This window comes from Nocardiopsis kunsanensis DSM 44524 (assembly GCF_000340965.1).
Taxonomy (GTDB): Bacteria; Actinomycetota; Actinomycetes; order Streptosporangiales; family Streptosporangiaceae; genus Nocardiopsis; species Nocardiopsis kunsanensis.
In genome coordinates, this window is sequence record NZ_ANAY01000046.1 from 21,179 (window position 1) to 39,709 (window position 18,531).

The window sequence follows — 18,531 nt, forward strand, 5'->3', positions numbered from 1 at the left end:
GGTGCTGCCTTTCGTTACCCATGACGCCGTCCACTTGCCGAACGGACGGCGCCCCCTCCTGCGGCCAGATCATCGCAGCTGTCGCGCGCGTTCACTACTGATCGCAAAAGAAATGGCCTGATTCGGACTCTTCGGCCGTCCGAAAGTGCCGTGCAATCCCCCATCAGGGGCCACGAAGCTACATAACAGACTTGTATAGAACAGTCCTCATGTCACCCACGACCGTGCGCGGCGCTACGCGCAACCGCCAGACTGTGAGGCAAAGTGTGTTCGGTGGGCGCCCCCTTCCGCACGGCAGGCCGGGTGTCCGTTGATTCCGCCCGGGTCCGGTGATGTCCGGAGGGGCACGCGGGGGAACGACGACCCTCCCGGCGATCGATGTCCAGGGCGGGTACACAGGTAACACGAGGGGCGGGGAAGAAGTCCGCCCTCCGGCTGGAGAGGATACGTCGGTGGCAGCGGACGACGAACAGCAGGAGGCAGCGGCGCCCGCGCGCCCGAGCAGCACACCGCGGGCCCTGCTGTGGACCGCCGCGTCTGTGCCGCTCCCGGGGATCACCCACCTGCGTATGGGGCGGCGCACCGGGGGCGCCCTCATCCTGCTCGCCTACCTGGGCGGGCTGGCTCTGTTGGGGTGGGGCGTCTACGCACTGGGTGCGGGCGAGTCGAACGCACTCGCGTCGATGGCGGGGTTGGCCGCCTCGAGCCAGTGGCTGTTGCAGGCCATGGTCGTGGTCTTCGTGGCTGCCGTGGTGTGGATCGCGGTGGTCGTGCACTCCTGGGTCATCACCCGGCCCCCGGGCGGTTCACGGGGTCTGAGGCTGGGATCGGGCGCGGTGGTGGCGCTGCTCGTGCTGAGCATCGCGGTGCCCTCGGCCTATGCGCTGCACGCGGGTTACACGACGTACCAGACCGTCGGAGACGTGTTCGGCGGGGAGGAGGACGGCCTCCCGCACGACGAGTCCGACCCGTGGGACGGCGCCGAGCGCATGAACGTACTGCTGCTGGGGGCCGACTCCGGCGAGAACCGCTACGGGGTGCGCACCGACACCATGATGGTGGCCAGCATCGACGCCGAGACCGGCGACACCGTGCTCGTGGGCCTGCCGCGCAACCTGGAGAACGCGCAGTTCCCCGAGGGATCCGCGCTGGCCGAGCGTTATCCCGAGCCCCAGGGCTTCGACCAGCTGCTCAACGACGTCTACCAGACGGTGGCCGACGAACCCGGGGAGTTGGCCACCAACGACGGGGTGCGCGACCCTGCGGCCCACACCCTCAAGGAAGTCATCGGCTACAACCTGAACCTGGACGTGGAGTACTACGCCATGGTCGACATGATGGGCTTCCGCGACCTGATCGACGCCGTGGGCGGGATCGAGGTCCACATCGACGAGCCGATCCCCTACGGCATGCAGGGCGATGTGCTGGAGGAGGGCGACCAGCTCCTGGACGGCTACAAGGCCCTCTGGTACGGACGTTCGCGTATCGGCTCCGACGACTACGGCCGTATGGGGCGCCAGGGGTGCCTGATCAAGTACGTGGCCGAGCAGATCGACCCCACGACGCTGCTGACGAGCTACCGGGATCTGGCCGGAGCCACCAAGCGCACGCTGACCACGGACATTCCGCAATCGAAGGTCCCGGCCTTCGTCGACCTGGCGGAGCAGGTCACCGAGTCCGGGTCGATGAGTACGCTGCAGCTGTCCCCGCCCCAGGTGAGCACCGCCGACCCGGACTGGGACAAGGTGCAGGAGCTGGTCGTGGAGGCCATTGCCGCCGGCAGCGAGAACGGCGACAACGTCCCGAACGAGCCCGAGGGCGACCCTTCCGGTGAGGACTCGCAGGAGGAGACCGAGGGTTCCGAGGAGGAGACCGGGGCCCCGGAGGACCAGGAGGACTCCGGTGAAGAGGACTCCGGTGAGGAGGAGAGCACCGAGTGGCAGGACTACACCGGTCTGGCCGAGCCCTCCCCCGCCGACCCGGGCCGCCAGGTGGGTGCCGAGGCCACCGACCTGGATGCGATCTGCCCCTGAGTCCGTGAACCCCTGAGCCCGCCGAGGGGCGGGGACCGGGGCCCCGGAGGCCGGGTCAGGGTCCTTGTCGGTGCCTCGAGAACACCGGCAGGGGTCCTTCACCGACGCACAGGCCCGGCCCCGCGGACCGCCCGCCGGAGTGCTCGCCGCTCCGGCGGGCGCCGTCCGCGCCGGCCACGAACCGCACACCCTGCCCGGGGCGCGCCGAACGAACCGCGATCGCCGTGGTTGACCGGAACCGGTCGTTCCCCTCCGTCCCATTGTCGTTCGAACACGGGCGTGTGACGCTTGTCCGGTGACCGCCGCACAGCTCTGGACCCTGATCGCGCTCGGGGCCTTCCACGGCTTGCATCCCGGTATGGGATGGATGCTTGCCGTGGCCCGCGGCCTGCAGGAGGGCGGACGCGCAGAGGTCCTGCGTTCCTTGCCGATGGTCGCGCTCGGGCACGCGGGGGCCGTCGCGATCGCTGCGGTCGCGATCACCGTGACCGGCTCGCTGTCGGCCTCGGTGCTCCTCCCCGTGGTGTGCGGTACGGCTATCGCCCTGTACGGGCTGTGGATGCTGCTGGGACGTCGCCACTACCACTGGCGGGAGATCCGGTTGCCGTTGTGGCAGGTGGGCACGTGGGCGTTCCTGATGTCCTCGGCGCACGGTGCGGGGCTGATGCTCTTTCCGGTCATGGCCGGCCAACTCACGCACGTCCACCACGACCACGGCTCACACGAGGCGCACAACGGCGACGGCGGGGCCGGGGCTTCGGCCGAGGTGGGGTCCACGACGGTTCCCGAGGGTTCCTGGAGTCTGTGGGACGCGACCGTGACGGGGCTGTTCGCCACCGGGGTGCACACTTCGGCGATGTTGGGCGCGGCGGGGGTGGCGGCGCTGATCGCCTACGACTTCTTCGGTGTACCCGCCCTGCGGTGGCGCGGTGTGACCATGGACCGGATCTGGGCGCTGACCCTGGTGGCGGGCGGGTTGTTCGTCCTGTGGTCGGTCCTGCAGCCGTGAGACGAGTGTGATCTGGCAAATAGATTCCATTTGCCGGAAATCTATGGGCTCTTTGGTCGTTGTGTCATGGGGAACCCGGGTCGGAGCACGGCCGGCCCGGACCGGACCGGGGGAAGGGGTTATGCACAGATCCGCCACGCCGCAGCGACGCTGGTACGGCCTCGTCCTCTCGATCGTGCTCCTCTGCGTGCTCTCCGTGATCGCGGTCCTGGGCACCCGCTGGGCGATCGACCGGGCCGGCGTCCCCCTCCCCACCACACCGTGGGGCCCCGCATGCGCCGTCACGGCCGGCGACGAGCAGATCCAGCTCGACCGCGACCAGGCCCGGCGTGCCACCACCGCCGCCGTGGCCGCCGACCAGGGTGAGGACTCACCCGTGCAGGCCCCCGACACCAGCGACGTCCCCGACGCAGCCATGGACGTGCTGGAGAACGGGCCGGAGGAGGACGCAGGCCCCTCGCTGAGCTGCCGCTCCACCAAGAACCCGGACCTGGAGGTGGAGGAGGAGCTGGAGCCGTCCGGGCTGAAGCCGCGCGCGCAGAACCTCAAGGACGGCATCGAGGAGGTCTACACCGAGCCGAGCCTGGGGGGCTACGAACCCGGTGGTTACGACACCGGCCACGGTGAGGGGTCCGCGCACTACGACGGCCGGGCCATCGACGCCTTCTTCCGTCCGGTCAGCGAGGAGAACCGGCGTTCGGGATGGGTGATGGCGCACTGGCTGATCGCCCACGCGCCCGACTACGAGATCGACGTCATCATCTTCGACGACCGGATCTGGAGCACGTACTACCCGTCGATGGGTTGGCGCGACTACGACGCCGACCCCGACAACGAGATCCTGCGCCACCTCGACCACGTGCACGTGGACGTACAGGCCGGCGAGGAGGACCCCGGCCACGCCTGAGCCGACCGGCCCCTCGCACACGGCGGGGCGGGCCCGGCGCCCCGGCCCCGCCCCGGTGCGGCCGGGAGCTTCACTCGTCGAGGCGGAACCCCACCTTCAGACCCACCTGGAAATGGGCGATCTCGCCCTCCTCGATGTGGCCGCGCACCTCGCTGACCTCGAACCAGTCCAGACTGCGCAGGGTCGAGGAGGCGCGGCTGATCGCGTTGCGGATCGCCTGGTCGACGCCTTCCTGCGAGGTTCCGACGATCTCCGTGATCCGGTAGGTGTGGTCGGACATGGCAACCTCTCGTGTCGATCGGTGCAGCCGGCCGCCCTGCCGACGGCCTCGTTCACCCCCTGCCCCCGTCCCCCACGAACCACACGGGAGGCCGATCGTGCACTCGGGGCTCTACATGACCGATCGCGCAATCTTGACCCGTCTTGGCCGGAACATGGTCCCCGACCGGTACGGACGTGCCCCTGGACACACGGCGTTCGCCCCGGGCACAGCCCCGCATCTGCGCACATGAAGCGATTTCGCACACGGTGCGGGACGAAGGACCGCGCTGCGGCGGGACTGTCCCGAGACAACGTCGTAACTGACTCTTGACGTACAGAGGGATACATCGGTGTACATTGGGAGCAGCGCTTCGGTCCCCCGTCGGAGCGCGGGGCGATGTTTCGAGCCCCCGTCGAAACATCGTGTGCGGCGCCGGGTGGTTTGCCCCCGTAACCACCCGGCGCCGTTTTTCGTGCACCCGGTACGCTGCAGCCAGTACCGACGCAGAACCGTCGGAGCACGTTCACCGACACAAGGGGGCCACACGATGAACACCACCGAGCCGCAGTGCTCACGGCGGGACTGCCGTGCCGGGGCCGAGTGGGCACTCGTGTGGAACAACCCCAAGCTGCACACCCCGGACCGGCGCAAGGTGTGGACGGCCTGCGGGGAACACCGCGAGTACCTGGCCAACTTCTTGGACATGCGCGGATTCCTGCGCGAGACCGTGGCCTGGGAGAACTTCGAGGGATGAACCGGTCGGCCCGGAAGGCCGGCGCGGGAGCCGGGTTCACCGGTTGCGGGCACGCTCCAGATCCTCGGGGGTGTCGCAGTCGGTGACGGCACGGTCGTCGGCCGACCGGACCAGTCGGGGCTCCATGGGGCCGAACAGCCCTCGCAGGGAAGCGCCCTCGTAGTGGCGCAGAGCCGTGCGCAGGGCGCCGGTGTGCCAGAGGCCGGTGAGCCACTGGGGATGTCCGGTGCTGTCGGAGTGGACGGCGCCGTGGCCCGGGGCGCAGGCTCCCTCCAGGGCGGCCAGGGCGGCCGCGCCCAGGTGGGGCAGGTCGGCCGCCAGCAGGGCCGTGTACGGAGCCTGCACGCGGGCCAGGCCGGCACGCAGAGCGGGCACGGGGCCGCCGCCGGGGGGATCCTCACGGACGTACTCCGCCCTCGGGTTGGGACGCTCGGGGCCGACCACGACCACGTGTGTGTCGGGGCGGTGGGCCCGCACGGCCGACACGACCCCTTCCAGCAGGGTGCGCCCGCCCACGACGAGTCCGGGTTTGTCGGCCCCGCCCATCCGGCGGGCGGCCCCTCCGGCGAGGACGACGGCGGCCAGTACGGACTCGTGCGGGGCGGGCTCGGTGCGGTACATGTTCCCAGCATGGCGTATCCGCCCGGGCGCCGTACCTACCCCTTGACGCAGATCACCTGGCGCAGGTGGGCGACGACCTCGACCAGGTCGGTCTGGGCCTCCATCACCGACTCCAGGTCCTTGTAGGCCCCGGGGATCTCGTCGATGACGCCGGTGTCCTTGCGGCACTCCACCCCCCGGGTCTGCTCGAGCAGGTCGCGGCGGGAGAAGGTGCGACGGGCCTTGTTGCGGCTCATACGTCGCCCCGCCCCGTGGGAGGCGGAGTTGAACGAGTCCGGGTTGCCCAGCCCGCGGACGATGTAGGTGCCGGTGGCCATGCTGCCGGGGATGACGCCGTACTCCCCCTTGCCCGCGCGGATGGCGCCCTTGCGGGTGACGAGCAGGTCCGTGCCGTCGTAGGTCTCCTCGGCCACGTAGTTGTGGTGGCAGGAGATCCACTGCTCGAAGGTCGTGCGCGGGATCTGCTCGACAACGGCGCGGCAGGCCAGGGCCATCATGACGTCGCGGTTGCGCTTGGCGTACTCCTGGGCCCAGAACAGGTCGCGGCGGTAGGCCTCCATCTCCGGTGTCCGGGAGACGAACACGGCCAGGTCGCGGTCGGGAAGATCCTGGTTGTGCGGCAGGGAACGGGCCTGTTCGATGTGGTGGGCGGCCAGTTCGTTGCCGATGTTGCGCGAACCCGAGTGGAGCACGACCCACACCTGCCCGCCCTCGTCCAGGCACACCTCGAGGAAATGGTTGCCCCCGCCGAGGGTACCCATCTGCCGGTGGGCGCGGTCGCGGCGGTGGTGCACGCTCGGTGCCAGGTCGTCGAAGGCGGCCCAGAAACGGTCCCAGTCGCGTTCCTCCAGCAGCGGCAGGGAGGCCGGGTCGACCCCGTCGTCGTGCATGGCGAAGCCGACGGGCACGGCCGCTTCCAGGGCCGAGCGCAGGCGGCGCAGGTCGTCGGGCAGGTCCTCGGCGCGCAGCCCGGTGCGCACGGCGGTCATCCCGCAGCCGATGTCGACGCCGACCGCGGCGGGGCTGACGGCATCGCGCATGGCGATCACCGATCCCACGGTGGCCCCCTTGCCGAAGTGCACGTCGGGCATGACGGCCAGACCGTGTACCCAGGGGACCCCGCTGATGTTGCGGAGCTGGCCCATCACCTGCTCGTCGACCTCGTCGGGGTCGGCCCACATGCGGATGGGCACATGAGTGCCGGGCACCTCTCGGTGGGACATCGCCGTTTCCTCTTCCTTCCGATCCGTGGCGTGGACGGCGCGGGCCGGTGCGCCGCTCCGCGCCGGGACCGGGAGGGAAGCGGCAACCGGTTCTCGGGGCTCAGCTGCGGCCGGCCCCGGTGAGAGCGTCCTTGTACACGCGCCCGTCCTTGACGATCACCGCAAGGGCGTGTGCGGGGTCGGCAAGGAGGCTCAGGTCCTGGGTGGGGTCGCCTTCCACGAGCAGCACGTCGGCCCAGGCGCCGGTGTCGATCACTCCCAGGCGTGCGTCCCGGTAAGGGTCCCGTGCTCCGGCCGTGGCGAAGAGTCCGGCGTTGCCGGAGGTGGCGGTGCGCAGGGCCTGCACGGCGCTGAAACCGAACTCGGTGTTCAGGCGCACGAACATGTCGCTCTGGCGGTGGGCCGATGCGGGATCCAGCAGCAGGTCGGTACCGAAGGCCAGGCGGACGCCGAACCGGCGTGCCCATTCGAGGGTCCGGGCGACACCGTCACAGATCTCCCTGTTCTTGGCTGCCGAGTCGGGTGAGGCGTAGACGTGGTCGCTCTCCAGGAAGGGCTGGGTACTCAGCCATACACCGTGCTCGGCGAGCAGGGCGATGGTCTCCTCGTCGGCGAGGTGGCCGTGTTCGATGGAGGCGACCCCTGCCTCGACCGCGCGGCGGACGCCCGCGGTGTTGTAGACGTGTACCGCCACGTAGGTGCCCCAGTCCCGGGCGGCCTGGACGGCGGCACGGAGTTCGTCGGCGGTGTACTGGACCACGTCGAGGGGGTCGTAGCTGGAGGCCGCTCCCCCGCCGGCCATGACCTTGATCTGGCTGGCGCCCTTCTTGAGCTGTTCCCGTACTGCGGTCAGTACGCGGGGGACCCCGTCGGCGATCCTGGTGAAACCGATGTCCTCGGCCCTGGTGGGTCTGCCGCCCAGGGGCAGCGGGCTCTCGTGGACGGCTGAGAAATCACCGTGTCCGGAGGTCTGGGAGATGGTGGCCTGGCTGGGGTAGATGCGTGGTCCCGGGAAGAGACCCGCGTCGAGGACCTGCTTGAGGGCGCCGGTGTCGCCGCCCATGTCGCGCACGGTGGTGAAGCCGCGCATGAGCATGCCTTCGGCCTCGGCCAGGGCGTTGTAGTACCCCAGTCCGGTGGGTCCCAGCAGCAGTTCGGCCTGTGTGGAACCGATACCGAACAGGTGCACGTGCGCGTCGGTGAGGCCGGGCATGAGCACCCGGCCCTCGGCGTCGAGCACACGGGCGTCGGGGTCGGGGCGGGTGGAGGGGTCGGCGATACGGCGGTTCTCGATGTAGACGTCGCGGAGCTGCGAGAGCTCCTCTCCCACGCCGTCGAAGACCCGTACGCCACGGAACAGAACGGGTTCGCAAGCCGGCACGGCACTCATTCCGCGCTCCTCCTGTCGGGCCCGGCCGTTCCGGGCGGGGCGAGTCCGAGTGCCATACCCGTGACCGTGTGCCTTCACCCCTGCTCATGGGCACGAGCGGGCGCCGGGGCGGTCGGTACCGCCCCGGCGCCCGTGCTCTGCTCGGGTCAGCCTCCGATCGCCGACATGGGCCGGGCCGGCTGCAGGAAGCTGGGGTCGTTGATGCCGTGGCCGGGCAGCTTGGGGGCCACGGCGGCCTTCCAGCGTTCGGCGATCTCCTCGTCGGTGGCGCCCTCACGCAGCGGGGTGCGCAGGTCCGACTCCTCGCGGGCGAAGAGGCAGTTGCGCACCTGGCCGTCGGCGGTCAGGCGCACGCGGTCGCAGGCCCCGCAGAAGGGTCGGGTGACCGAGCCGATGACACCGACGTTGGCGGTCTCCCCGTTGGGGAAGCGTTCGCCGTTGACGTGGAAGAGTTCGGCCGGGGCGCTGCCGCGGGTCTCGGCGTCAGCGGGCTCGAGGTCGAACTCGGCCTCCAGCGAGCGCAGGATCTCCTCTGCGGTGACCATGGTGTCGCGGCGCCAGCCGTGCTGGGCGTCCAGCGGCATCTGCTCGATGAAGCGCAGTTCGTAGCCGTGCTCGATGCTGAAGCGCAGCAGGTCGGCGGCCTCGTGGTCGTTCATGTCGCGCATGAGGACGGTGTTGACCTTGACCGGGGTGAGCCCTGCGTCGGCCGCTGCGGCCAGGCCGTCGAGGACGTCGTTCAGGCGGCGCCTCCTGGCGAGCTTCTCGAAGATCTCGGGCTGCAGGGTGTCGAGGGAGACGTTGACGCGGTCGAGGCCGGCCTCGGCCAGGGCGTTCGCGGTGCGCGCCAGCCCGATGGCGTTGGTGGTCAGGGCCGTGCGCGGACGGGGGCGCAGGGCGGTGGTACCGGCGAGGATGTCGGGCAGACCTCGGCGCAGGAGGGGCTCACCGCCGGTGAAGCGGACCTCGGTGATACCGAGCCGGGTGACACCGATGTCGATGAGCCGGAGTAGTTCGTCGTCGGTGAGCAGCTCCGGTTTGGGGAGCCACTCCAGTCCCTCGGGCGGCATGCAGTAGGTGCACCTGAGGTTGCAGCGGTCGGTGAGCGACACTCGAAGGTCGGTCGCCACTCGGCCATAGGAGTCGGCCAGCACGGGCGTCCCCTCTCCACATTGAGCTTTCGGGAGGTCTGTACGTGTTTTTACCCACCCGAGCGTTACTCACTGTTTAGCACAAAAAATCCCATTTAACAGTGGGTAACTGATATATGCCATATCGAACGGTTCACGAGCTTTGAGGGAACAATAGATCCTGCTGAGAGCTTTGACGGCGTGGCCACCCCCGATCGTTACGCGCCCGATGCCTCTCCCCGACCTCTAGGCTTCGTTCGGTGGACGGATCCTGGGGCCGTCGAACAGATGCTCCCAGACGAGGAAACGGAACGAGGAGGCACAACACGGTGATCACCACACGCGAGTGGGCCGTGGCGGGCGACCCCGCCGGAACGGCCAAGCTGGCTGCACGGGCCTGGGCCCGGGCCGGGAGCGAACCGACCTGGCTGGCGATCCTGGTGCACGGCTACGGCGAACACCTGGGCCGCTACCACGCGGTCGCCGAGGACCTGGTCGCCGCAGGGGCGGTGGTCTACGGGGCCGACCACCGCGGGCACGGCAACTCCTCGGGCGAGCGGGTCCTCATCGACGACTACAGCGGCGTGGTCGAGGACGTGCACCGGATCGTCTCCCAGGCCCGCACCGCCTACCGCAACCTCCCCCTGGTGTTGATCGGCCACTCGATGGGCGGGCTCATCGCCGCGCGCTACGCCCAGGCCCACCCCGAGGCCGTCCAGGCGCTGGTGCTCTCGGGTCCGGTCCTGGGCCGGTGGAGCGCCCTGGAGCAGATGCAGGCGGCCGAGGAGATCCCCGACGCCCCCATCGACCCGGCCACGCTCTCGCGCGACCCCGCGGTGGGGCGGGCCTACACCGAGGACGAACTGGTCTGGCACGGGCCCTTCAAGCGCCCCACCGTCGAGGCCCTCATGACGGAGCTGGACCGCGGGCGCCGGGCGGGATCGATCGGATCGCTGCCGCTGCTGTGGCTGCACGGCTCCGACGACCAGTTGGTACCGGTCTCCGACACGGCCGTGGGGATCGAAGCACTGGCCGGTGAGGACGTGAGCGCCCGGATCTTCCCCGGGGCCCGCCACGAGATCTTCAACGAGACCAACCGGGACGAGGTCCTGGCCGAGGTGACGCGTTTCGCCGGCCGGTTCTCGCTGTGATCGGTCGGGCCGTGCCGGGCCCCGCGCCGGGCACGGCCCCTCAGACGTAGAGGCGGCCGCGCGGTTGGGCGGGGTGGTCCAAGGTCTCTCCGTAGGCCGCGGCCAGCCGGTCCACCGCATCGGCCAGCACCTGCGGCGGTTGGGTGTAGGACAGGCGCAGGTGGTGTTCCAGTGTGCCGTCGGTACCGAAGACCGGTCCGGCCGCCGGGTGCACCCCGTGCCGGGCCGCCGTCTCGGCCAGGGCGGTGGCGACCGGTTGGGGCATCGCGGCCCACACCACCAGGCCGCCCGGAGGCACGTTCGGACGCCAGGACGGCAGGCGTTTGCGCAGCGCTTCGACCAAGGCGTCGCGGTTGCGGCGCAACTGGCGGCTGCGTTCGGCTCGGATACGCAGCACGTCGGCCAGCAGGTGTGTGGCCGTGAGCTGGTCGTGGACCGAACCGGCCAGATCGAAGCGTTGCCGTACCGACATGAGCCGGGCCACGGTCGGCGCGGTGGCCCGGATCCATCCCACCCGCAGGCCGCCCCACAGGAGTTTGGCGACCGAACCCACCGTCAGCACACGCCCGTCGGGGTCGTGGGCGGCCACCGGGGCGGGCAGGTCGCCCGAGTCGATGCCCAGTTCCGCAACGGACTCGTCGACGAGCAGGTGGGTTCCTGCCCTTCGGGCCTCGCGTACCAGCACCCGGCGCTCGTCGTCGTCCATGAGCGCACCCGTCGGGTTCTGGAAGTCCGGGATCATGTAGGCCAGGGCGGGTTTCCACTGGCGGAAGGCCTCCACCAGGTACTCCATGTCCCAACCCTGCGGGGTGGTGCCGGTGGTGCGGATCCTGGCCCCGTTGCGGCGTACGGCGTCCGAGGCGTGCGGGTAGGTGGGCGACTCCACCAGCACTTGGTCGCCCTCCTGCAGGAGCATGTCCATGGCCAGGGTGATCGCCTGCTGGGCCCCGTTGGTGACGAAGATCTGTTCGGGGGTGGTGGGCAGGCCGCGCTCCACGTAGCGCCGGGCGATGGCGTGGCGCAGTTCGGGCAGGCCGTAGGGGTAGTAACCGATCCCGCCGATGTGCGCGGCGAGCTGTTCGGAGGCGTGGAAGGAGGCCTCGCGCAGACCGTCGACGGCCGGCGGTGCGGCCACCCCGAGATCGATGTGCTCGGTGGTGGGTGCGAACGAGACGGGGCCCTTGCTCCCGCTGTCGGGCAGCGCGGTCCAGCTCCCCGCACCCTGCCTGCTGTCGAGGAAGCGGTGGTCCCGCAGCCAGGCGTAGGCCGCGGTGACGGTGTTGCGGCTGACCCCCAGCGCGGTGGCCAGGTCGCGTTCGGCGGGCAGCCGGGTGTGGGTGGGCACCCGTCCGTCCAGGACCAGTCCGCTCACGGCCCGGGCGATCGCGAGATAATAGGGGCGTTGGACGGGGGATGCGCCGATCAGTCGTGCCAGGAGCGTGCCGTTGATGCGGCGTGTGCCTGCCCCGGTCCCCGGGCGGTCGGTACGCTGCCTCGCCATGTGAGTCCCCTTCCCCGGCAACGGAACGGGCCAGTTTCTCGGATTGGCTCTTTTCGTCCGGCCACGCGCTGAGCCAGTATACGGAATCGGCCCGCCCGTAGGCCTTTCATCCGACCACCCGATCTGTTCGATCGACGAAAGGGTTCCCTTGTCCGCACCGTCCCGCCGCTCGGCCCCCGCCCTGGTCCAGCGGCTGTTGATCACCCCTGTGCTGCCGCGCCCCCGTCTGCGCCGCCTCGCACAGCTCTACGTCGGTCTGTACCTGTACGGGCTCAGTGGTGCCCTTCTGCTCCGCTCGGACCTGGGCGCGATGCCCTGGGACGTGCTGCACCAGGGATTGTCCCTGCAGACGGGGCTGTCCATCGGCACCTGGAGCATCATCATCGGCACCCTGCTCATGCTGTTGTGGATCCCCCTGCGCCAGAAGGCCGGGCTGGGCACACTGAGCAACGTGATCGTGATCGGGTTGTCGGTGGACCTGTCTCTGTGGCTGCTGCCCACGACCGACCTGATGCCGCTCCGCCTGCTCCTGTTGGCCCTGGGGGTCCTGGTGTGCGCCGTGGCCACGGGGTGCTACATCGGGGTGGGGCTCGGCCCGGGACCGCGGGACGGCCTCATGACCGGTCTGGCCGGCCTCGGCCTCTCCATCCGCCTCGCACGCACGCTCATCGAGGTGACCGTGGCCCTGCTCGGTTTCCTCCTCGGCGGGACCGTGGGGGTGGGGACGGTCGTGTTCATGCTGGCGATCGGCCCCCTGACCCAGGTCTTCCTGCCGTTGATGCGCATGTCCGAGCCGCCGCGGCCGCCGCGGTCCCCGGCCCCTCGGACCTCGTGAGGCGAGGGGCGCCGGGCCATGGCGCCTGCACGCGCGAAGAGCCGCCATCGCCGCGACAGTTCGCCGCATACACGCGCGCCCCGCGTACATGGTGGCCACTGCCCGCACGGAAGGGGAGGATGGGCAGCGGCGACGACCGGAGTCCGGTCCGGAGGGAGCTGCCGGACCGGCCTTTTCGGTCGCCCCCTCCTGGGCACATAGTCGGTGAGGCAGTGACGGGTGTGCACGACGCGACCCGTACCGGCACCGAGAGCCCGGTTCCGGACCGGCGGCGGGCGCCCAGCGTAGTGACCGTGACGACGTGATGGGGGTGAGCCGCGTGCCCGGACGGATCGAGGACTACGCACTCATCGGCGACATGCAGACCGCCGCTCTGATCGGCCGGGACGGGTCGGTGGATTGGATGTGTCTGCCCGACTTCGACTCCTCCTCGTGTTTTGCCGCTCTGCTCGGCGACGACCAGAACGGGTGCTGGACCATGCGCCCGGCCCAGGGCCCGCGCGAGGCCACCCGGCGCGGGTACCGGACCGAGACGCTCATCCTGGAGTCGGAGTGGGACACCGACACCGGAACGGTCCGCGTCATCGACTTCATGCCCCCGCGCGGGGGCGCCCCGCACGTGGTGCGCATCGTCGAGGGCGTGAGCGGGTCGGTGCAGATGGAGACCAGCCTGCGGCTGCGCTTCGACCACGGCCACGTGGTTCCGTGGGTGCACTGGGCCGGTACCGAACTGGTCGCCATCGCCGGCCCGGACGCCGTGTGGCTGAGCGCCCCCGTGGAACTGTTCGGGCACAACTTCACCCACGACGCGACCTTCACCGTCACCGCCGGCCAGCGGGTGCCCTTCGTGCTGACCTGGCACCCCTCCCAGGTGGAGGAGTCCGACCACCTGGACGCGGAGAAGGCCCTCTCGCGCACCCAACGCTTCTGGGAGAGCTGGGTGGCCCAGTGTTCCTACGAGGGCATTTACCGCGAAGCGGTCGTGCGTTCCCTGATCACCCTCAAGGCGCTGACCTACCGCCCCACCGGCGGGATCGTGGCCGCCCCCACCACCTCGCTCCCCGAGGAGATCGGCGGGGTCCGCAACTGGGACTACCGGTTCTGCTGGCTGCGCGACGCCACGATCACCTTGGAGGCGCTCATCCGCTCCGGTTACCAGGAGGAGGCCCGGGCCTGGCGCGAGTGGCTCGTGCGTGCGGTGGCCGGCGAACCCCAGCTCATGCAGATCATGTACGGGATCCGGGGCGAACGGCGGCTGACCGAGTGGGAGGCCGACTGGCTCCCCGGCTACGAGGGCTCGCGCCCGGTCCGGATCGGCAACGCGGCGGTGGGCCAGTACCAGCTCGACGTCTACGGCGAGGTCATGGACGTTCTGCATCTGGCCCGGCGCAACGGTATCCGCGGCGGCGACCACCTGTGGGGGCTGCAGCGTTCCCTCGTCAACTACCTGGAATGGTGCTGGGACGAGCCCGACGAGGGCCTGTGGGAGGTACGCGGCCCGCGCCAGCACTTCGTGCACTCCAAGGTCATGGCGTGGGTGGCGGCCGACCGGGCGGTGCGCAGCATCGAGGAGTTCCGCAAGGAGGGGCCCGTCGAACGGTGGCGGGCCCTGCGCGACACCATCCACGCCGAGGTCTGCGAGTACGGCTACGACCCCCAGCGCAACACCTTCACGCAGTACTACGGCAGCAAGGAACTGGACGCCGCCCTCCTGCTGATCCCCGAGGTCGGGTTCCTGCCCTACGACGATCCCCGTGTGGTCGGCACGATCGAGGCGATCCGCGAGGAGCTCATGGTGGACGGGTTCGTGCTGCGTTACCGCACCGACCTGGAGAGCTCCGCCGACCAGCTCCCGGGCGAGGAGGGCGCGTTCCTGGCCTGCAGTTTCTGGATGTCCAACGCGCTGCTGTCCATCGGCCGCGAGGAGGAGGCCCACGAGCTCTTCGAGCGCCTGCTGTCGCTGCGCAACGACGTCGGGTTGCTCGCCGAGGAGTGGGACCCGCACGCCGGACGCCAGGTCGGCAACTTCCCGCAGGCCTTCAGCCACGTGCCCCTGGTGACCACCGCCCTGAACCTGGCCACCCGGCGCGGGGGCTGGCGCGTGGAGTAGGCCGGACACGCACGGAGGTCAGCCGAGGGCCGCCGACCGAGCGGGCGACTGGTGGGCAGAGATGTCGGCCGCCAGAGCGACCTGTCCCACGACGGCCAGGGCCGACTCGATCGGCACAGCGCTGTCCTGGCCCTGGGCAGCCCTTTCCTTCTCGGAGTTCTGCCCTTGCGGCTGGGCGCTCCGGTCCGCTCCGTCTCCTTGCGTGTGCTCCGACCCCAGGGACGGCTCCTTGTTCAGCGCATCGGTTCGGCCTTCGGTCCGGCCGACCCCACGCTCGTACGCGGCCACCCGTGTGTCTTCGACGGCCACCTCCACCGGGTAGGGGAAGTCACGGCCTCGCGTGTCGGACCGGTGTGCCGACAGGTCCTCGCCCGTGGAGTGGTCCTGCCCCTGGTGGGGCCGGGTCCCCTCACCACCTGCACGGCCCCTCGTACCGGTTCTGCGGGCCCCGCTGCCGCCGCTGCGGCCCCGGGCTCTACTTCCTCCGTGACCTCGGCCCGAAAGCGCTCGCTGCGGGAGATCCTTCTTCGTCGCGGCCATGTGCGACCGTCCTTTCAGAGCTTGTTGGCCGTGTCGGTCCGCGCATCGGTGTCCCTGCGCCGGTGGTCCATGCCCCGGCCCGAGTCCTGGCCGGGGCCGTGCCCGGTGTTCCTGCCCCGCTCCCGGCCGAAGACCGCCAGGTTCTTCTCGGACAGGGCGCTGCGTTCGGACTCCCGGTTCTGCCGTGGACGTTCCTGACCGTTCTCACCGGTCCCGCCGGTCCGCTGCTCTCGTGCACCCGGTTCGGGCGCACCTGTAGTGCCGTCCCGGGGCCTGTCGGAAGGTGCCGTACCGACCTTCGCCTCGGCCTTCCCGAGGTGCTGTTGCGTCCGTTCGACCCGGTCCTGCGCACGTTCCACCCCCTTCTGGGCCCGGCGGTCCGCACGCTCTGCCCGCCTCAGTGACCGTGCGCTCCGCCGTGCCGCACGTCCGACCGAGGCCCGGTTCTTCTCACCCGCCTGCTTCATGCGCGCGTTGGCCGCGCCCTGCTTGCCCTGAACACGTTCGGCCCTGCGTTCGGCACGGCCGACACGGAGCCGGGCCCGCTCCACCCGGCGTTTCCCGCGCTCCTGACGCCGCTCCGCACCATTGGCTCGTCGGTCCCCGGAGCTCGCGCGCCGCTCGGCCCGGTCCAGCCGGATCCGGGCCCGGTCCTTCCGACCCCGGGCAACGTGCACACGGCGCTGGTTGCGCTGCCGTCCCCGCTCGACCCGGCGTGTGGGCCTTCCGGCCTCCTTCCGGCCACCGCGGCTCGACGTGCCCCGCCCTTGTCTGCGCTGTTCCAGCTTCTCCTGGGCCCCGGACCGGCGCTTCCCGGCCCGTTCCAGCCTGCGTTCTGCCCGGTCCAGGCGGTTCCTCGCACGTCGCACCCGCCGGTTCTGCCGTGCCTGCCGGCGTTGGGGGCGTCGTGCCACGGCCGAGCGCAGAGCTCGGAACAGCATCCTGCCCGGACCGGGGCGAGAGCTGGCCACGCCCCGACGCTGCCCTTCTTTCTCCGTCGGCTCCCTACCGGTGAAGAGGCGCCGGAGGAAGGCTACGATACGCGCGATGATCGCCCCGATCGCACGAGCCAGGCCTGTCCCTCTACGGCTGCGCTGCTGGTCCTTCTGCTGCGCCTCACGCCAGGGGGCCGGGTCCCGTGTTCCCCGCCATGCGCTCTCCACCAACGGACGGGCAGCATCGGTCATGGCATCGCGCCCCTGCGGGTCGATCGGCGCATTGTTGTTCTGTTCAGCCATCGCCGTCTCCTTTCGTCCTGACCGGCGGGAACGGAGGGATGAAGATCAAGGGGTCGTGCCCCTGTTCACCCGCAGGGGTTCGATACGGTGTTCCCCTCGAAGGAGACGTGAACGTGGTCGTAATGGTGCGTCGTCACGTCACTTCCGCGTGTGTAGTTCTTCCAGCTCTCCCATTCGACGGGTCCGCCGTACCGGGAGATCTCCCAGATCTTCTTGTACCAGATGATGTAACGAACCCCCAGCTGCTCGTGGTTCACCATCACCCAGTTCGCGATTTCGTCCCCGTGGGCCCGTTGTTCGCTGCTCGGCATTTCCCCACCGCCGTTGATCATATAATCCATCGCAAGGCCTTGGGGATGCCTACCACCGTCATCGGTCGGGCACCGGTCCCCGTGGACAGTGGATATCCCTTCCGAAAAGCGGTCGTAGATCACTTTATTGGCCTCACAGGCAAGCGGCCTGATCGATTGAGGGTTGACGGAAGAACCGGCGACCGCACATTCACCTCGTGGTTCGTTGATCAGATCGCTGACCTCGAAGTCCTGGGGTTCCACCGACAGGTCGCCCATACTGACGCTCGATGTCGAGGCCTCGGAGCAGGAAACCCGGTCACTACTGGACCCGAAGGAATCTTCGGGGTCATCGCCGTCCTTGGTCACAACCTCGAAGTCGCCATCGGCATATCTCTCAGCATGTTCAATAACAGAATCTGCATAACTGTATGTTACGTGCCCCTCTGTCAAGGGTTTTGGGCCACTGTTGTAGGACTGGAGCGCGTGCCGGGCGTCTTCCTGGACACCGAGGTAGATCAGGTATCCCGTCGCACCCTTGATGGCGTCGTCCTTGTTGCAGACGTCCATATACCCGTCGCCGTCTCCGTCGGCAGCGATCGGGTACCACATACCCGGCTCGTCGTGCCTGGCCCCGGGGTTGTCCCAGAAGGTCTCGAAGTCGTCCTCGGGATACTTGGTGCTCCCGTAGTCGTGCGGCGGATAGGACCAGCTGTTACCGGCGTCCTGGGAAATATCGATCCCGATCTGCATAGGGCCGGCAGCGCCCTTGGTGTTGGTCCCGTGAGTGGTGCTGGGGCTGTTCTCAGCTTCCCCGTGCGAGCTCTCCTGTTCTCCGACCCCGGCAAGGATGTTCCACGGGACCCCGAATTCCGCACCGATCCTCTGGTAGGCCTCGAGGTAGTCCTCTGGGATGTTCAAATCTTCCGCGCTACCAGCCGCATCGGGTTGATCCGCGTCCTCGCTGTTCCGGCCTGCTTCTCCGGGCTCACACGCACCCCCCCGACCCACCGCCGAACATCACGACGACGACCAGCATCCCCAAGAGGAGAAACAGGACGAGGGCCCCGGAAGCGACGACGACGGCGGCCCCTCGGTCCTGGTCACCTGCCCTGGTCCCGAGCACGATCCTGCGCAGAACTCTTCGCAACCGGCCATACGTACGGGTGCCCATCAGTGGATCGGCCTGTAGACGGAGTTGGCCTCCCATACCCCTTGTTCGGTTGCAGAAAGGGAAACGGTCATCGGACCCAGGTCGTATTCAGCACCGACCGCAGCCGTACGGAGATGAACGGAAACATCGATCTTTCCCGTACCGTCGGCCTGGATGCGATAGATCTGTGCGTTCCCGGCCAGATCTTCTTCCCACGACTCCAGGTCCTCGTGGAGCTCGTTCACCGTCTCGTCCACGGACAGACGACTGGTAGTACTTTGTTAAGTTCCTGATTCTTCGTCTCAGATCCGCCATCATGGACGGGTGGACCTGACCGAAGTCGAAGAACTCCGCGAGGACCTCGACGCGTTCTGCGCCGAGGTC

18 protein-coding genes are annotated in these 18,531 nt (G+C 69.5%); 7 read left to right on the top strand and 11 right to left on the bottom strand.

The features are described 5' to 3' along the window. Positions 1-452: 452 nt before the first annotated feature. From D456_RS0121735 to D456_RS0121745, 3 genes are all read left to right on the top strand, one after another. The gene (locus D456_RS0121735) at positions 453-2,033 is read left to right on the top strand and encodes an LCP family protein (protein WP_017578286.1); all 1,581 of its coding nucleotides are present in this window, start codon (positions 453-455) and stop codon (positions 2,031-2,033) included. A gap of 295 nt (positions 2,034-2,328) precedes the next feature. Continuing rightward, positions 2,329-3,042: a hypothetical protein gene (locus D456_RS0121740; protein WP_017578287.1), complete on the top strand. Its 714-nt coding sequence runs from the start codon at positions 2,329-2,331 to the stop codon at positions 3,040-3,042. A gap of 121 nt (positions 3,043-3,163) precedes the next feature. Beyond that, positions 3,164-3,949 (top strand): hypothetical protein, encoded by a 786-nt coding sequence (locus tag D456_RS0121745; RefSeq protein WP_017578288.1) that lies wholly within the window; start codon positions 3,164-3,166, stop codon positions 3,947-3,949. A 70-nt stretch (positions 3,950-4,019) separates the two neighbouring features. Here the strand turns inward: D456_RS0121745 and D456_RS0121750 are convergent, their stop codons facing one another. Beyond that, a complete protein-coding gene (locus D456_RS0121750) occupies positions 4,020-4,229 on the bottom strand; it encodes a dodecin (protein WP_017578289.1) in 210 nt (69 codons plus the stop codon). 529 nt (positions 4,230-4,758) lie between these two features. Between D456_RS0121750 and D456_RS0121755 the strand changes: the two genes are divergently transcribed. Then, positions 4,759-4,965 carry a hypothetical protein gene (locus tag D456_RS0121755; protein ID WP_017578290.1) on the top strand — a complete coding sequence of 69 codons (207 nt, stop codon included), beginning with the start codon at positions 4,759-4,761 and terminating at the stop codon, positions 4,963-4,965. A 36-nt stretch (positions 4,966-5,001) separates the two neighbouring features. Here the strand turns inward: D456_RS0121755 and mobA are convergent, their stop codons facing one another. The 4 genes from mobA to moaA all read right to left on the bottom strand — a co-directional run bounded on the left by mobA (position 5,002) and on the right by moaA (position 9,353). Then, positions 5,002-5,586 (bottom strand): molybdenum cofactor guanylyltransferase, encoded by a 585-nt coding sequence (gene mobA / locus D456_RS0121760; protein WP_017578291.1) that lies wholly within the window; start codon positions 5,584-5,586, stop codon positions 5,002-5,004. Positions 5,587-5,621: 35 nt separating this feature from the next. Continuing rightward, positions 5,622-6,809 (bottom strand): RtcB family protein, encoded by a 1,188-nt coding sequence (locus D456_RS0121765; protein WP_017578292.1) that lies wholly within the window; start codon positions 6,807-6,809, stop codon positions 5,622-5,624. A 100-nt stretch (positions 6,810-6,909) separates the two neighbouring features. Further along, positions 6,910-8,199 (bottom strand): metal-dependent hydrolase family protein, encoded by a 1,290-nt coding sequence (locus tag D456_RS0121770; RefSeq protein WP_017578293.1) that lies wholly within the window; start codon positions 8,197-8,199, stop codon positions 6,910-6,912. A 146-nt stretch (positions 8,200-8,345) separates the two neighbouring features. Beyond that, the gene (moaA, locus tag D456_RS0121775) at positions 8,346-9,353 is read right to left on the bottom strand and encodes a GTP 3',8-cyclase MoaA (protein ID WP_026116112.1); all 1,008 of its coding nucleotides are present in this window, start codon (positions 9,351-9,353) and stop codon (positions 8,346-8,348) included. Positions 9,354-9,658: 305 nt separating this feature from the next. Between moaA and D456_RS0121780 the strand changes: the two genes are divergently transcribed. After that, positions 9,659-10,480: an alpha/beta hydrolase gene (locus D456_RS0121780; protein ID WP_017578295.1), complete on the top strand. Its 822-nt coding sequence runs from the start codon at positions 9,659-9,661 to the stop codon at positions 10,478-10,480. Between the two features lie 40 nt (positions 10,481-10,520). Here D456_RS0121780 and yczR read toward each other — a convergent pair whose 3' ends face one another. Next, positions 10,521-11,981 (bottom strand): MocR-like transcription factor YczR, encoded by a 1,461-nt coding sequence (gene yczR / locus D456_RS0121785; protein ID WP_017578296.1) that lies wholly within the window; start codon positions 11,979-11,981, stop codon positions 10,521-10,523. Positions 11,982-12,129: 148 nt separating this feature from the next. Here yczR and yczE point away from each other — a divergent pair, with 148 nt between their 5' ends. Both yczE and D456_RS0121795 read left to right on the top strand, forming a co-directional pair. Further along, positions 12,130-12,816, top strand: coding sequence for a membrane protein YczE (gene yczE / locus D456_RS0121790; RefSeq protein ID WP_017578297.1), 687 nt, complete (start codon positions 12,130-12,132; stop codon positions 12,814-12,816). Between the two features lie 304 nt (positions 12,817-13,120). Next, positions 13,121-14,926, top strand: a complete 1,806-nt coding sequence (locus D456_RS0121795; protein ID WP_017578298.1) for a glycoside hydrolase family 15 protein — start codon at positions 13,121-13,123, stop codon at positions 14,924-14,926. Between the two features lie 18 nt (positions 14,927-14,944). On the opposite strand, the gene D456_RS0121800 is transcribed toward D456_RS0121795, so the two are convergent. The 5 genes from D456_RS0121800 to D456_RS0121820 all read right to left on the bottom strand — a co-directional run bounded on the left by D456_RS0121800 (position 14,945) and on the right by D456_RS0121820 (position 18,392). Beyond that, a complete protein-coding gene (locus D456_RS0121800) occupies positions 14,945-15,235 on the bottom strand; it encodes a hypothetical protein (protein WP_152442647.1) in 291 nt (96 codons plus the stop codon). Between the two features lie 245 nt (positions 15,236-15,480). Then, complete coding sequence (locus D456_RS26730; RefSeq protein ID WP_152442648.1) at positions 15,481-16,704, bottom strand: hypothetical protein; 1,224 nt, start codon at positions 16,702-16,704, stop codon at positions 15,481-15,483. Between the two features lie 65 nt (positions 16,705-16,769). After that, complete coding sequence (locus tag D456_RS25240; protein ID WP_017578301.1) at positions 16,770-17,915, bottom strand: lysozyme family protein; 1,146 nt, start codon at positions 17,913-17,915, stop codon at positions 16,770-16,772. 67 nt (positions 17,916-17,982) lie between these two features. Then, positions 17,983-18,168 (bottom strand): hypothetical protein, encoded by a 186-nt coding sequence (locus D456_RS0121815; RefSeq protein ID WP_026116114.1) that lies wholly within the window; start codon positions 18,166-18,168, stop codon positions 17,983-17,985. Beyond that, a complete protein-coding gene (locus D456_RS0121820; protein ID WP_152442649.1) occupies positions 18,168-18,392 on the bottom strand; it encodes a hypothetical protein in 225 nt (74 codons plus the stop codon). Before D456_RS0121820 ends, D456_RS0121815 begins: the two co-directional genes overlap by 1 nt. Between the last annotated feature and the right edge of the window lie 139 nt (positions 18,393-18,531).